14 protein-coding genes are annotated in these 13,423 nt (G+C 63.9%); 12 read left to right on the forward strand and 2 right to left on the reverse strand.

Annotated elements, in window-relative coordinates; translation table 11 throughout:
• Positions 1–275: 275 nt before the first annotated feature.
• The 6 genes from FYC77_RS06560 to FYC77_RS06585 all read left to right on the forward strand — a co-directional run bounded on the left by FYC77_RS06560 (position 276) and on the right by FYC77_RS06585 (position 5,849).
• Positions 276–1,364: a PstS family phosphate ABC transporter substrate-binding protein gene (locus tag FYC77_RS06560; RefSeq protein ID WP_149080707.1), complete on the forward strand. Its 1,089-nt coding sequence runs from the start codon at positions 276–278 to the stop codon at positions 1,362–1,364.
• Positions 1,365–1,376: 12 nt separating this feature from the next.
• A complete protein-coding gene (gene pstC, locus FYC77_RS06565) occupies positions 1,377–2,378 on the forward strand; it encodes a phosphate ABC transporter permease subunit PstC (RefSeq protein ID WP_149080708.1) in 1,002 nt (333 codons plus the stop codon).
• Positions 2,375–3,274, forward strand: coding sequence for a phosphate ABC transporter permease PstA (gene pstA / locus FYC77_RS06570; protein ID WP_149080709.1), 900 nt, complete (start codon positions 2,375–2,377; stop codon positions 3,272–3,274). Before pstC ends, pstA begins: the two co-directional genes overlap by 4 nt.
• Before the next feature lies 1 nt (position 3,275).
• On the forward strand, positions 3,276–4,106 hold the full coding sequence (gene pstB, locus FYC77_RS06575; protein ID WP_149080710.1) for a phosphate ABC transporter ATP-binding protein PstB: 831 nt from the start codon (positions 3,276–3,278) through the stop codon (positions 4,104–4,106).
• A 3-nt stretch (positions 4,107–4,109) separates the two neighbouring features.
• Complete coding sequence (phoU, locus tag FYC77_RS06580; protein WP_149080711.1) at positions 4,110–4,769, forward strand: phosphate signaling complex protein PhoU; 660 nt, start codon at positions 4,110–4,112, stop codon at positions 4,767–4,769.
• Positions 4,770–4,835: 66 nt separating this feature from the next.
• Positions 4,836–5,849 (forward strand): PhoU domain-containing protein, encoded by a 1,014-nt coding sequence (locus tag FYC77_RS06585; RefSeq protein ID WP_149080712.1) that lies wholly within the window; start codon positions 4,836–4,838, stop codon positions 5,847–5,849.
• A 120-nt stretch (positions 5,850–5,969) separates the two neighbouring features.
• On the opposite strand, the gene FYC77_RS06590 is transcribed toward FYC77_RS06585, so the two are convergent.
• Complete coding sequence (locus tag FYC77_RS06590; protein ID WP_149080713.1) at positions 5,970–6,974, reverse strand: phosphate signaling complex PhoU family protein; 1,005 nt, start codon at positions 6,972–6,974, stop codon at positions 5,970–5,972.
• Positions 6,975–7,168: 194 nt separating this feature from the next.
• Here FYC77_RS06590 and FYC77_RS06595 point away from each other — a divergent pair, with 194 nt between their 5' ends.
• A complete protein-coding gene (locus FYC77_RS06595; RefSeq protein WP_149080714.1) occupies positions 7,169–8,035 on the forward strand; it encodes a PhoU family transcriptional regulator in 867 nt (288 codons plus the stop codon).
• Between the two features lie 204 nt (positions 8,036–8,239).
• Here the strand turns inward: FYC77_RS06595 and FYC77_RS06600 are convergent, their stop codons facing one another.
• Positions 8,240–8,878, reverse strand: a complete 639-nt coding sequence (locus FYC77_RS06600) for a DapH/DapD/GlmU-related protein (RefSeq protein ID WP_149080715.1) — start codon at positions 8,876–8,878, stop codon at positions 8,240–8,242.
• A 393-nt stretch (positions 8,879–9,271) separates the two neighbouring features.
• Here FYC77_RS06600 and phnG point away from each other — a divergent pair, with 393 nt between their 5' ends.
• From phnG to FYC77_RS06625, 5 genes are read left to right on the forward strand one after another with little or no spacing between them, the layout of a single operon-like run.
• Positions 9,272–9,715 (forward strand): phosphonate C-P lyase system protein PhnG, encoded by a 444-nt coding sequence (gene phnG / locus FYC77_RS06605; RefSeq protein WP_149080716.1) that lies wholly within the window; start codon positions 9,272–9,274, stop codon positions 9,713–9,715.
• Entirely contained in the window at positions 9,712–10,266 is a 555-nt protein-coding gene (phnH, locus tag FYC77_RS06610) for a phosphonate C-P lyase system protein PhnH (RefSeq protein WP_149080717.1), read from the forward strand. Before phnG ends, phnH begins: the two co-directional genes overlap by 4 nt.
• On the forward strand, positions 10,266–11,357 hold the full coding sequence (locus FYC77_RS06615; RefSeq protein ID WP_149080718.1) for a carbon-phosphorus lyase complex subunit PhnI: 1,092 nt from the start codon (positions 10,266–10,268) through the stop codon (positions 11,355–11,357). The genes phnH and FYC77_RS06615 overlap by 1 nt, the downstream gene beginning before the upstream one ends.
• Positions 11,350–12,519, forward strand: coding sequence for an alpha-D-ribose 1-methylphosphonate 5-phosphate C-P-lyase PhnJ (locus FYC77_RS06620; protein ID WP_149080719.1), 1,170 nt, complete (start codon positions 11,350–11,352; stop codon positions 12,517–12,519). The genes FYC77_RS06615 and FYC77_RS06620 overlap by 8 nt, the downstream gene beginning before the upstream one ends.
• Complete coding sequence (locus tag FYC77_RS06625; RefSeq protein WP_149080720.1) at positions 12,516–13,388, forward strand: ATP-binding cassette domain-containing protein; 873 nt, start codon at positions 12,516–12,518, stop codon at positions 13,386–13,388. The genes FYC77_RS06620 and FYC77_RS06625 overlap by 4 nt, the downstream gene beginning before the upstream one ends.
• Positions 13,389–13,423: the final 35 nt, after the last annotated feature.

Consider the following 13,423-nt stretch of genomic DNA (forward strand, 5'->3'; position numbering starts at 1 on the left):
GCGAAACGGTTCGTTGATACGGATTACTGTACGTATTCCCGATGCGACTGCAGAGACGGATCGTAGTTGTGCCGGTCGCTGGATCCGACGATCCGGATGACGAGTGGTCCGTGTTCGATCTCGAGGACGCCGGGCCCCTTGCTGCTGATTTCGGTGTGGTGAGTCCGATCGGTAGTCGGAAAATACTGTCCGATACATAGATCAATGTGATGGGTGGTAATCGGCTATATAGATATTAGAAGGCTACTTGTTCGTCTCCGATCGTCGTCTATCTGATGACGGACAACCAGTCCGGTCGAACCGGTTTCAGTGGGGTATCGCGGCGTAACTTCGTGGCTATCGGCGCGACGGCGGGGATCATCGGCGTCGCTGGCTGTAGTAGTGACGACGGCGGAAGCGGCGGCAACGGCGGTGGAAACGGCGGCGGAAATGGTGGCGGAAACGGGGGAAGCGGCCTCTCGGGAACCATCGACGCGTCCGGATCCAACACCGTCGCCCCGATCACCTCGTGGGCCGGCGAGAACTTCTCGAACGAGTTCCCGGACGTCCTCGTCGACGTCGCGCCGGAGGGCACCGGTGCGGGCTTTCAGGAGTTCTGCCGCGCTAACTCCGACGTCCAGAGTGCGAGCCGAGCGATTACCGAAGAGGAGATCGATCTCTGTGGTGAGAACGACGTCAACTACGGCTTCCTCGAGGTCGGCCTCGACGGCCTCTCGGTCGTCAAGAACTCCGCGAACGACTGGGTCGACAGTATCACACTCGACGAACTCCAGTTGATCTGGGAGTTCGAAGCGACCGACGAAATCACTCACTGGAGCGACGTTCGCGACGAGTGGCCCGACGAGGAGATGCAACTGCACGCCCGTGACAGCGCGTCCGGGACGTTCGACTACTTCACCGAGAACATCTGTGGGGAGCGAGGAAACATTAGGGACGACTACTCCGCGACTAGCCAGACGAACGAGATCATGGCTGCGGTCGCGGACAACGAGCACGGTTTCGGTTGGGGTGGACTGGGATACCTCCGAGAGATCGAGGACGATCAGCCGATCGAAGCCGTCCCCGTCGAGAGCGACGCCGATGGCGAGTTCTATCTCCCGACGCAGGAAAACATCGAAGAAGGGCTGTACTCCCCGCTGGCGCGTCCGCTGTTTGCGTTCGTCAACATCGCGAGTCTCGAAGACCGAACGGACCTCATCGGTTCGTTCGCTCGGTTCTACACTAACGATTCCCAGCAGTTCGCCCGTGACGAGGGCTTCTACGCTGCCCCCGACGCAGTTACCGAGGAGAACCACGACAAAATCGACGACTGGCTCGACCAGGTCGGCGCATCGCCGGACGACCTCACCGTGCAACGCGACTAGCTACCCAACCCAATGAGTACGGACGTAACCGACAGATCAGGGCCGGGGATACGCGGCGACGGGGCGGTCGGCGCAGATAACGCGACCGACCGGCGAGTCCGCCGACTCCTCTTTGGCTGTGCCGTAATCACGGTCCTGACCACGCTTGCGATTTTTTTCGTGTTGATCGACAACGCGGCGAGTTACTTCTTCGGCGCGAAACTCACCGAGATGCTACTCGGAGCGAGCGTCGAGCGAACGGTGACGTTCACCGAGTTCTTCAGCGGAACGCGGTGGGCGCCCGACCACGCGACGCCGGGTCACGGCGTATTACCGATCGTCTTCGGGACGCTCGCGATCACCGTCGGCGCGGCGTTCGTCTCGATCCCGATCGGGACGGCGACGGCGATCTATCTCTCGGAGTACTCCTCGAAGAGCGTTCGCTCGAAGCTCAAGCCGACCCTCGAGATCCTCGCCGGGATTCCGACGATCGTCTACGGCTACTTCGCGATCGCCTTTATCAACCCGGTGATCGTCGCACCGATCGCCGAGACGCTGTTCGGCATCAACATGGGCCGGTACAGCCTGCTCTCGGGAATGCTCGTCGTCGGCATCATGACGATTCCGATGGTCTCCTCGATCAGCGAGGACGCCATGTCGGCCGTGCCGGACGATCTCAGAAACGGTGCGTACGCCCTCGGCGCGACGAAGTTCGACGTCTCGACGAGGATCGTCCTCCCGGCATCGATTTCGGGCGTCTTCGCGTCGTACATTCTCGCCGTCTCCCGGGCGATCGGTGAGACGATGGCGGTCACGCTCGCCGCCGGGATGCAACCCCAGATCACGGCCAACCCGTTCGCCGAGATCATGACGATGACGGCGTACATGGTGAAGATGGCGCGCGGAACGACCGCCGTCGGAACCGTCGAGTACCAGTCGCTGTTCGCCGTCGGCCTGTTGTTGTTCGTCATGACGCTGAGTATGAATCTTCTCAACGACTGGTTCAAACGCCGATTCCAGGAGGAGTACCGATGAGTTCCGAAACGGATCACGACCTGTTCGCCGACGTCGACCTCGGGTGGGAACACCGGAAGAATCGAATCTTCCTCGGACTCATCTTCGCGGCGTCGATGTTCGGCGTCCTCATGCTGGCACTGCTGTTGTTCGACGTCGCCACCGACTTTTACGTCGGACTGACCGAGTACAACATCAACCTCGTCGACTTCTTCACCCGAGACGGCTCCCGACGCGAGGAACTGTCCGGCTTCAGGGGTGCGATCGTCGCGTCGATCACGTTGATGGTCCTGGTCACATTCCTGGCGTTTTTCGTCGGCGTCGGCTCCGCGATCTACCTCGAGGAGTACGCGCCGGACAATCGCATCACGCGACTCATCGAGGCGAATCTGGCGAACCTCGCGGGAGTCCCCTCGATCGTCTACGGACTGCTCGGCCTGGCGGCGTTCGTCAACGGAATCGGGATGGGACCGATCCTGCTGGCCGGGGCGATCGCGCTTGGCTTGCTCGTCATGCCGATCATCATCGTCTCCGCACAGGAGGCACTGCGCGCGGTCCCAGACGGCGTCAGAAACGGCTCGCTGGCAACTGGCGCGACCCAGTGGCAGACGATCCGGAACGTCGTGCTCCCGGCGGCGATGCCCGGCATCATGACCGGAACCATCCTCGCGCTCGCGCGGGCGATCGGTGAAACCGCTCCGCTGATCATGGTCGGCGCGATCTTCATCAACCGGATGCCCAGAGGGCCGTTCGATCGATTCAGCGCGATGCCGACCCAGATCTACAACTGGGCGAACGAACCGAGCCAGCACTTCATCCACCTCGCTGCGACCGGGATCGTGGTGTTGCTCTCGTTTCTGTTCGTGATGAACCTGATCGCGATCTACATCCGCCACCGGTACGAGACGGAGATTTAACATGTCGACAGAAGAACAATCGCTGATCACGACCGAAGTACAGACCGAGAACACGACGCGTGCCGACCGGCCAGACGAGACCGTTCTCGAGGCCAGAAGCCTCGACGTCTACTACGGCCAGGATCAAGCGCTTACCGACGTCTCGATCGAGATTCCCGAGCACAAGGTGACCGCGATGATCGGCCCGTCGGGCTGTGGGAAATCGACGTTCCTGCGGTCGATCAACCGGATGAACGACCAGATCGACGCCTGTCGCGTCGACGGTGAGCTGTCTTTCCACGGGAAGAACGTCTACGACGAGGACGTCGATCCGGTCGCACTACGGCGAAAGATCGGACAGGTGTTCCAGAAACCGAACCCGTTCCCCAAGTCGATCTACGAAAACGTCGCCTACGGGCTTCGCGTGCAGGGGACGGTCGACGACGTCGACCTCGACGACGCCGTCGAACAGGCCCTGCGTGGCGCGGCCCTCTGGGACGAAGTGGAGGGCAAACTCGACTCGAGCGGGCTCGACCTCTCGGGCGGACAACAACAGCGTCTCTGTATCGCGCGGGCGATCGCGACCGATCCCGAGGTCATCCTGATGGACGAGCCGACGTCGGCGCTCGACCCCGTCGCGGCGTCGAAGATCGAGGACCTGATCGACGAACTCGTCGAGGAGTACACGGTCGTCATCGTCACCCACAACATGCAACAGGCCGCCCGCATCTCCGATCGGACGGCGGTCTTTCTCACCGGCGGCGAACTCGTCGAATTCGACGACACCGCGAGTATCTTCGAGGACCCGGCCGACGACCGCGTTGAAGATTACATCACCGGCAAGTTCGGCTGATCCATGGCGCGAATCGAGTACCAAGAACAGCTGGAGCAACTCCGCGAGGACGTCCTCGAGATGGGCGACGTCGTCTGTCAGCGCCTGCGCCGGGCACTCGAGGCCTACGAGACGACCGACGCCGCGCTGGCGAATCGCGTGATCGCGGGTGATCACGAAGTAAACGAACTGTATCTCGACCTCGAGGGAGAGTGTATCGACCTCTTTGCGCTCCAGCAGCCGGTCGCAGGCGACCTCCGGTTTATCGCCTCGTCGTTCAAGATCATCACCGACCTCGAGCGGATCGCCGACCTCGCGGTCAACTTAGCCGAGTACGCGAAACGAGGCGACCCCGAGCGGTACCCCGATATCGACGTCGTCCACATCGGCACCGAAATCGTGTTGCTGGTCGAAGACGCGATGCGGGCGTACGCGACGAACGATGCCGACGCCACCTACGAGGTCGCCGCAACCGACGACGAGATCGACGAACTCTGTGGTCGTGCGAGTCGTATCGTCGCCCGCGACCTCGTCGAAACTGATGTCGTCGACGACGACCTCCTCGAGGAAGTTTCGCGAATGCTGTTGACGATTCGCGATCTCGAGCGGGTCGGCGATCACGCGGTGAACATCGCCGCGCGAACGCTGTATATGGTCGAGAACGACGACGAACTGATCTACTGATGATCGAAAACGACGACGAGTCGACCGACCGATGACGGCGGAACACACCGACGGTTCGAACGACTGATGAGCAACGGAGAGCACCCAGCCGAGTACGAGCCGGTCGAGCGGAAGGTACAGCTCGCCGGAAACTCGACGTTCGTCGTCTCGTTGCCAAAAGAGTGGGCGCGGGCCCAGGACCTCGAATCCGGAGCGTCGATGTATCTCTACCCCCACGAGGATCGACTGATCGCGGCGGCCGAGACGGTCACGGGTCGCACCCAGCCGGTCACCGTCGACGCCGCTGGTCTCGACGACGAAACCGTTCTGCGGCGGGTCGAAGCCGCCTACGTCGAGGGCTGTGATCGAATCACGATTACCGATCTCGAGGGCCTCGAGCCCGACTCACGCCGGCGGCTCGAGCGCTCGATCGGCCGCCTCGTCGGCGTCGCGATTCAGACCGCTACCGACGAGACGATGACGGTGACGAACGTCCTCGACGCCAGCGAGGTATCGCTCCCCCAGACTCTCGCACAGATTCGCCAGCTCACGCTCGAGATGTACGAGGACGCGATCGAGAGCTTCTGTCGCGGCGACGCCGACCTCGCCCGGCGAGTGATCGATCGCGACGACGACGTCGACAGACTGTTCGCGTTCGTCAGCCGAGGCGTCTATCGCGGACTGGAGGACGTTCGTGAGATCAACCACCTCGAGACGGACCGGACGTCTGCGTTTCGCGAGTACCGGGTCGCCGACGAACTCGAGCGGATTGCCGACGACGCCACCGAGATCGCGGCGGCGGCGACGAAACGATCCGGTCCCGTAGACGACGAGTTCGTCTCAGAGATCGAATCGATCGGCGCACAGACCCGTTCCGTCGTCGAACACGCTTTCGACGGAGAGCAGGCTCGAGTCATCGAGGCGGCCGCGACCGCACGCGATCGAATCGCAACGTTCGACGACCGGCTGGCCAAGCGGGACGTCCCGGAGGGCTACCTGTACGGAACGGTAGTCCAGCGGCTCGGACAGACGACCGAACACGGTCTCGCGATCGCGGACGCGACCGTGGAATCGACGATCGAAGGCTCTCAGAGTCGGTGATCGTCGTTGCACTCCCGATCGCGAATCGGAGACCGGGACTGGTCGTACCGGTCGTCGACGCGCGAAAATCCTCTTTTCCGGAGCGATCGGCTGGCGTCTCGAGTGTGACCGGTCGCCCGATCAGTGTGCGTCGTCGATCGTGATCCGGACTCCGACCTCGGCGATCGCCCGCGCGTTTCTCACCGTCCGATCGAGGTAGTCGAAGAGACTGTTTACACTCGAAGCCACCGAGGAATCCTCGTGGTCGAACAGCCGCTCTCGCTCGACATCGATCGCCTTTCGCTGGCGGGTACAATCGCGCACAATCGCGTGGGACTCCGCGCTTTCGGACGTTCGAAAGACGGTGTTACAGGCTCGCTCCTGGAGGTGTTTCGTCTCGCTCGCGTGCTCCTGGAACGCTCTCGAGAACGTCGCCGGAAGCGGCGTCTGAAACTGGTCGACGTGTTCGGCCATGCTCGTCGCGCAGCCGGCGATCCGGTCCAAGTGAGTCGCGGCCCGGTAGTAGCCGAACAGTTCGACTCGGGAGCAACCGAGCCGGTCCGCCTCTTGGAGATCGGAGAGGCTCCGGCGGAACTGGCGTTCGATCAACGCGAAGTGTTTGTCCGCCTCCGACGTTCGGTCGCTGACCTGCGAGGCGAGTTCGACGTCGGAGTCGACGATCGCCTCGACGGCATCACGAAACATCGCGAGCGTGATCAACTGGAGGCGTAGCGTGCTCTTTCGAACGGAGATCGTGTCGCTGTCGAGGAGGTTTCGGAGCGTGATCGTGTTCTCGGTCCCCTCGATGATCTCGAGACCGCAGAGTCGATCTACTGCGGTCGTCACCACGTGGCGTCGCCTGCCCGTCTCCCCGCCGTGGTCGAGTAAGGTAATCTCGTCGTAACCGGCGAGATAAGCGGCTCTAATCGACTGCCTGATCGGCTGTTCGTCCTGTTGACTGATGTCGATCCGGGCCGTTTTCGCTCTCTCGCTCCCGTCGTCGACCGTCTCGAGCAACAGGGAGCGATCGTCGGGATAGAGATAGAGCACCGATCCCGAATCGATGTTGTGCTCGTCCGCCCACTGTTTGGGAAGCGAAACCGTATACGTCGTTCCGCCGGATAGCTGTACTTTGCGCGTTTCCATACGCGACGCTCCCAGCGAACCCCGATAACCGCTTATATGACCGCTATAGCGGACTGTTTAATCGTCGTTACCCGATGGGAAAACCCCCGGTCGATCGAACTGGATACGGACCGATCAGTTCGGTACGTATCTCTCCGTACTCGTCTGCAGGATACGTACCCTGACGTTTTGTCGCCGGAGTGATCAGCCGGGCTATGGGCTTTCACGACGGAGACTGGGATGCGAACACTCGCTTCGGCGCGATACGCGACGTGGTCGAAGCCGTCGACCGGTGTGCCCCCGAGACCAAGCGCAGACTCGCCGAGGAGACCGATCTGTCCGAACACTACATCTCCGAAATCGTTCAGGAGTTGAAACGAAACGGCCTGATTCGGAAGGGGTACGTCGTCGACCGGGCCGCGATGTACGAACACGCCGTCACGGTGACGACGTTCGGACCGGACGACGACCGAAGCGCCGCCCTCCTCGAGTTGTTCGAACAGCTCGACGACGTGACGAGACGACAGTACGATGCGGCGAGCGCGACGTTCGCCGAAGGGACGCCCGACCCCGCGGCGACGACGCTCGAGCCGCTGGTGAACGAACGGTACGAGGTCGTCCTGAAGGAACTGAAGACGCTGACGATCAGAAGCGACTGGCCGGGAAATCGCGTAGTTGCGGACCTCGCGAGAATCGCTCAGAACATGGAGATCGTCGGCGACAGAGCGTGTTTCATCGAAAACGCGATCGAAACGACCGAGACGCTCCCGCGAGGAATCATCTGCGACCGGATCGAGACGGTGTTCGAGGACGGCCAGCGGATCAACGACCACTTCGGGACGATCTTTTTCGAGGCGGATCTCGACTGCGTCGACGCCCTCTACGATCTCGAACGGGAGGTCCACCGAACGTTAGACGAACTGTTCGAACTCGTCACGGCGTACGATCCGGCGGTGTACGGCTCCGTCGTCGGCATCATCCGAACGCTCGAGCGGTGTCTCCACTACTGGGTCTCCGCCGCCGAAATCGCCGTCCGCTTGCACACCGGACTGGATCAGCGGTTTCCGCTGACCGTTAGCTGATAGGAGTTATCGTAGCCTCCCGGCGGTCTCGAAGCCGGGCCTTCTGCGCCGTCTCTCGGATCGTCAGCGAGAAACTCTGAACTTCTACGATAACTCCTATGAGACGAACGACGTTGGGCGCTCATACGGTCTGCTGTCAGTCATTTCCGGTGCGACCGCGCCCCGTCCTGCAGTCGCACCGGTAAATCGGTACAGCAAACCGTATCAGGCGTACTCCGCGAGGAACGTCTCGAGATCCGTAAGCGCCTCGAACGCCTCCTCGAGTTCCGATCGCGACCAGTGCCACCACTCCGTCGCTTCGATCCGGTCTGCGGTTTCGCGGTCGAAGCGCCGACCGATCGGTTCGGCCGGGACGCCGGCGACCATCGAGTAGGGTTCGACGTCGCGCGTGACGACCGCGCCGGCGCCGACGACCGCGCCGGTGCCGATCTCGACGTCCGGCATCACCGTCGCCCCGTGGCCGATCCAGACGTCGTGTTCGACGGTTACGGGCTGGTCGCGTCGCCACTCGAAAAAGGCCTCCTCGTCCGCGTCGTCGAGGTCGTACTGTCGGCGTCGGTAGGTGAGGTGGTGTTGGGTCGGCCTGTCCGTCGGGTGATTTCCGGGGTTCAACCGGACGAACGAGGCGATCGAACAGAACTTCCCGACCGTGGCGTTCGCGACCGAGCCTTGCCTGACGATGTAGCTGTAGTCGTCGAACGTCGATTCGCGCATGCGAACGTGTTCGCCGATCTGCGTCCATGCGCCGAGGCGACTCTCCCTGACGGTCGCGCTCGGGTGGATCGTCGGCTCTTCGGTCAGCGGTTTCGACTGGAATCCGTCGTGTTCGGCTATCTCGTACATAGTGATGGAAATCGATGGCGCGGCTCGCACACATCGGGACCGCTCGATCCGGCCCGAATCCCACTCGAGTCGGGGCAGACACGTTCGTTTCCTCCGGAAAGTACGGACGGCCCCGACCGACGCCCTCCGCTGACCGAGAAGCGGTCGAAACAGTGTACGGCGATCGATCACGACCCCGCGGCCAGCGTCAATCACCACCGACGGGGAGTCGTCGAGAGCCGTCGGTCGTCCTCTCGTGATCTACTGTCCACTACGGACCGTTCCGATTCCTTTCGAGCGGATCACTCGAGTCCGGACCGCCGCTCGTTCCGGCGGGCGATCGGCGAGACTCCACAGTCGTCCGGACATTACCCTCTAAGCGGTTATGCACCGACGACAGCTCCGACCAACTGAATGGAAGACCCACGACACAGATCGGATCGGTTCGAACTGATCGCCGCCTGTGAGGGCACCGCGCTGGTCGAGCTGGCCGAACTCGTCCTCGACGGCGAGACGACGGTCGAGATCCGCCAGGCGCCGAAGCCACAGCTCGTGATGCAGCGGGTTCGCGATCCCGTCCACGCGGACGTCTTCAACCTCGGCGAGGCCCTCGTGACCGGGGCGGAGGTCGAACTCGCGGGCGAACGGGGGTTCGCGATGGTCGCCGGTCGGGCCGAGGCATCCGCGGTCGCCGGCGCGATCGTCGACGCGGCGATCGAAGCCGACCACCCCGAAGCCGACCGGCTCGCCTCGGCGCTGACCGAGACGCGACTCGAGCGCGAGCAACGCCGAAAGCGACAGTGGGCGGAGAGCACCGCGACCGCGGTCGACTTCGAGAGCATGGAGGGCGAGCTGTGAGAGCCCTCGGCATCGACCCGGTCGGGGACGTGCGCGCTACGTTCCGAGCGCTCGTCGATGCAACCGCCAGGCCCGGAACGATCCAGTCGACGCCGACCGCGCCCGCCGACCGCGCCGTCCTCGCGACGCTCGTCGATCACGAGGTCGGTCTCTACACCGAAGACGACCGCGTCGCGGACGCGCTCTCGAGCGAGGGTCGCCTCGAGCGAGCGGCCGTCGCCGACGCCGACGTCGTCCACGTCGACGGAGCCGGTGCCGTCGACCTCGAGGCGGTGTCCCGCGGGACGCTCAAGGAGCCGAGCGACGGCGCGTCGATCGTCTACCGCGTCGACGCGCTCCGGGAGGATCCCGCCGCGAGCCGGCTGGGCGTCGCCGTCTCCGGTCCGGGCGTCCCCAGCGAACGGACGTTCGGCGTCGACGGACTGACCGCGGACGAACTCGCGGCGTTCGAGGAACTCACCGTCGACTTCCCGCGCGGCGTCGACGTGGTTCTCGCCGCCGACCGGGCGATCGTCGGACTCCCGCGTAGCGTCGATACGGAGGTGCGCTGATGGGGTACGTCGCCGTCGAGGCCGGCGAGGAGGTCATCGAGCGAGCCGAACAGCTCTTCGAGAAACGACGCACCGAAGGCGAATCCGACCCGGTCTCGATCGACCAGATCGACGAGCAGTTCGGCCGGCTCGTCGGGCAGGTGATGAACGAGGGGGGACTCTACGCGCCGAAACTCGCCGCCCGCGCGCTGAAACAGGCTCAGGGTGACACCGTCGAGGCCTCGTTTCTGCTCCGCGCCTACCGGTCGACGCTCGAGCGCTGGGACGACAGCGTTCCCGTTTCGTCCGACGAGATGTTCGCCACCAGGCGGGTCTCGCCGGCGTACAAGGATGTCCCTGGCGGCCAGATCCTCGGCGCGACGAAAGATTACACCCAGCGGTTGCTGGATTTCGATCTCGACGGCGGGGACGATCCGACGGCCGACTGGGACCTCGAGGAGGCCGAGCCCGAATCGTTGCGCAACGTACTGGAGATCCTGCGGGAGGAAGGACTCCTCGCGGAACCGTCCGCCGAGGACGACGGCGAGGACTACGACACGACGCGCGAACCGCTCGTCTACCCGGCCCCGCGGTCGGCAATCTTACAGGAACTCGCCCGCGGGGAGACGGGCGCGATTACGGCACTCGGCTACAGCACCCTGCGGGGGTACGGTTCGGTCCACCCAACCCTCGGCGAGGTTCGCGTCGGCTCGCTCCCCGTCCAAATCGAACACCCCTATACGGGCGACCCGGTCGAAGTGACGAGCGTCGAGGTCTCCGAGTGCGAGTCTGTCGTTCCCGAGTACGAAAAGCGAGACGACGCCCAGTTTTCCTTCGGTTACGGCCTCGTCTTCGGGCGCAACGAGCGCAAGGTGATCGGCATGTCGATCCTCGACGCGTCGACCCAACTCGAGGGCAACGAGCCCGTCCACGACACCGAGTTCGTCTGTCAGATCGTCGACGGCGTCGACTCGTTCGGCTTCATCGAACATCTGAAACTCCCCCACTACGTGACGTTCCAGAGCACGCTCGACCGAATTCGAGCGATTCGGGAACGGACGGCGGACGGTGGCGACTCGCCCGCAACCACGGAGGTGAGCGGCGATGACTGATCGGGGAGAATCCGACGACGACACTCTCCGAACCGGCGACGGAGTCGACGCCGGGGAATCGTCGACCGCCGCGGAGACCGAGGCCGGGGAGTCGACGACCGGCACGGAGACCGATGCCGAAGACGAGACGCGCGAGGGACTCGAGTCCGACGGCGGCGTGTCGGAGCCGGCCCCTAGTTCGCCCGGCGTCGCCCCGGAGTCCGTCGACGGCCTCCTCGAGGGGGTCGAGTCGGCGGGGATCGAGGGCTACAACTACGCCTACCTCGACGAGCACACCAAACGCGAGGTTCGCCGGGCGACCCTGAAGGCGATCGCGATCCCCGGCCACCAGGTTCCCTTTGCCTCCCGCGAGATGCCCCTGGCTCGAGGCTGGGGGACCGGCGGCATTCAGGTCTCGCTCTCGTTGCTCGGGCCCGACGACACGTTCAAGGTGATCGATCAGGGGAGCGACGAGTCGGTCAACGCGGCCAACATCCGGCGACTCGCCGAGACGACCGCGAACGTCGACCCGACGAGGGATACGACCGCGGCGTCGATCATCCAGACGCGCCACCGCATCCCCGAGGAGGTGCTCACCGACGAACAGATCCTCGTCTTACAGGTGCCGACGACCGACCCGCTTCGGAAGGTCGACGGGAGCGACGACCGCAACCGGCGTCGTCACGCCCACCAGAACTACTCGAAGATGTGGGTCTCGCTGTACGAGAACGTCGTCGAGTGGGACGAGATCCAGATCGGCGCGGCCTACCCGGTGTTGGTGAACGGTCGATACCTGATGTCGCCGTCGCCGATCCCGCGCTGGGATACGCCAAAGCTCCATCAGGCCGAAACGCTCTTTCTGTTCGCCGCCGGCCGGGAGGCCCGCATCTACGCGGTTCCGCCACACACCGACGTCGAACCGCTCGCCTTCGAGGACAAGCGCTTCCAGCGCGAGCGCTTCCCCGAGGCGTGTGCGCTCTGTGGGAGTACCGATACGTACCGCACGGAGGTCGAAACCGACGACGGGAAGCGGCTGTACGCCTGTAACGACACGAGCTTCTGCGAGAAACGCCAGCGCGATCCCTCGATCCAGAAAGCTCATCACGTCGATCGAGACGTCGGCTGGGAACGCCTCGAGGAGCCGGCCGTCGACGCCGCGAACGACGGAGGTGAGGGTCGATGAGCGGCCCGGCTCGAGTCGAACGGTTCCCTGACTCGGAAGCCGACGACGACGTCGTCCTCCGGGCCCGCGGGATCGAAAAACAGTACGGGAGTTCGTGTGGCGACTGCGTCGAACTGACCGGCGACGACGCGGGAACCAACCAGTGTCCGACCTGCGGGACGATCGTCGCCGTCGCCGACGCCGACCTCGAGTTACACCGCGGCGAAGTGCTCGGCATCGTCGGGGAGTCGGGCTCCGGCAAGTCGAGTCTGGCCGAGATTCTTGCGCTCGAACTCGAGGCGACCGCCGGCACGGTCGACTACGCCGGGTTCGAGGGGAACCTGCTCGAGGCGGATTATCAGCAACGCCATCGGCTGCGCCACGAGGAGATCGGGCTGGTCCACCAGCACATCCGCAACGGGTTGACGCTCTCGTTTACCGGCGGCGGCAACGTCGCGGAGAAACTGCTCGCCGCCGGCTGGCGCCACTACGGCGACGTCCGCGAACGCCTGACGGAGCTGTTCGAGGCGACGGAGGTGCCGGTCGACCGGATGGACGATCCGACCAGCACCTACAGCGGGGGGATGCAACGACGCGTCCAGATCGCGAAGGCGATCGCCAACGGGCCCGGCCTGATCGTCCTCGACGAACCGACCACCGGCCTCGACGTGAGCGTCCAGGCCCGTGTCCTCGACATGTTCCGTGAGATTCAGCGCGAGGAGGACGTCTCGACGATCGTCGTCAGCCACGACCTCGGCGTCATCCGACTGCTCGCCGACCGAACCCTCGTCATGCGCCACGGCCGAATCGTCGAATCCGGCCTCACCGACCGCATCCTCGAGGATCCACACCACGAGTACACCCAGACGCTGATCAACTCAATCCTCTGATCAGCGGCTCCCGCTCGAGCGACCCACAATCCGAC

Source organism: Natrialba swarupiae (genome assembly GCF_008245225.1).
GTDB lineage: Archaea > Halobacteriota > Halobacteria > Halobacteriales > Natrialbaceae > Natrarchaeobius > Natrarchaeobius swarupiae.

Bases quoted from the DNA above. Each gene is read 5' to 3' on its own strand.
- FYC77_RS06560 (WP_149080707.1), top strand. From the start codon at position 276: ATGACGGACAACCAGTCCGGTCGAACCGGTTTCAGTGGGGTATCGCGG.
- pstC (WP_149080708.1), top strand. From the start codon at position 1,377: ATGAGTACGGACGTAACCGACAGATCAGGGCCGGGGATACGCGGCGAC.
- pstA (WP_149080709.1), top strand. From the start codon at position 2,375: ATGAGTTCCGAAACGGATCACGACCTGTTCGCCGACGTCGACCTCGGG.
- pstB (WP_149080710.1), top strand. From the start codon at position 3,276: ATGTCGACAGAAGAACAATCGCTGATCACGACCGAAGTACAGACCGAG.
- phoU (WP_149080711.1), top strand. From the start codon at position 4,110: ATGGCGCGAATCGAGTACCAAGAACAGCTGGAGCAACTCCGCGAGGAC.
- FYC77_RS06585 (WP_149080712.1), top strand. From the start codon at position 4,836: ATGAGCAACGGAGAGCACCCAGCCGAGTACGAGCCGGTCGAGCGGAAG.
- FYC77_RS06590 (WP_149080713.1), bottom strand. From the start codon at position 6,974: ATGGAAACGCGCAAAGTACAGCTATCCGGCGGAACGACGTATACGGTT.
- FYC77_RS06595 (WP_149080714.1), top strand. From the start codon at position 7,169: ATGGGCTTTCACGACGGAGACTGGGATGCGAACACTCGCTTCGGCGCG.
- FYC77_RS06600 (WP_149080715.1), bottom strand. From the start codon at position 8,878: ATGTACGAGATAGCCGAACACGACGGATTCCAGTCGAAACCGCTGACC.
- phnG (WP_149080716.1), top strand. From the start codon at position 9,272: ATGGAAGACCCACGACACAGATCGGATCGGTTCGAACTGATCGCCGCC.
- FYC77_RS06615 (WP_149080718.1), top strand. From the start codon at position 10,266: ATGGGGTACGTCGCCGTCGAGGCCGGCGAGGAGGTCATCGAGCGAGCC.
- FYC77_RS06620 (WP_149080719.1), top strand. From the start codon at position 11,350: ATGACTGATCGGGGAGAATCCGACGACGACACTCTCCGAACCGGCGAC.
- FYC77_RS06625 (WP_149080720.1), top strand. From the start codon at position 12,516: ATGAGCGGCCCGGCTCGAGTCGAACGGTTCCCTGACTCGGAAGCCGAC.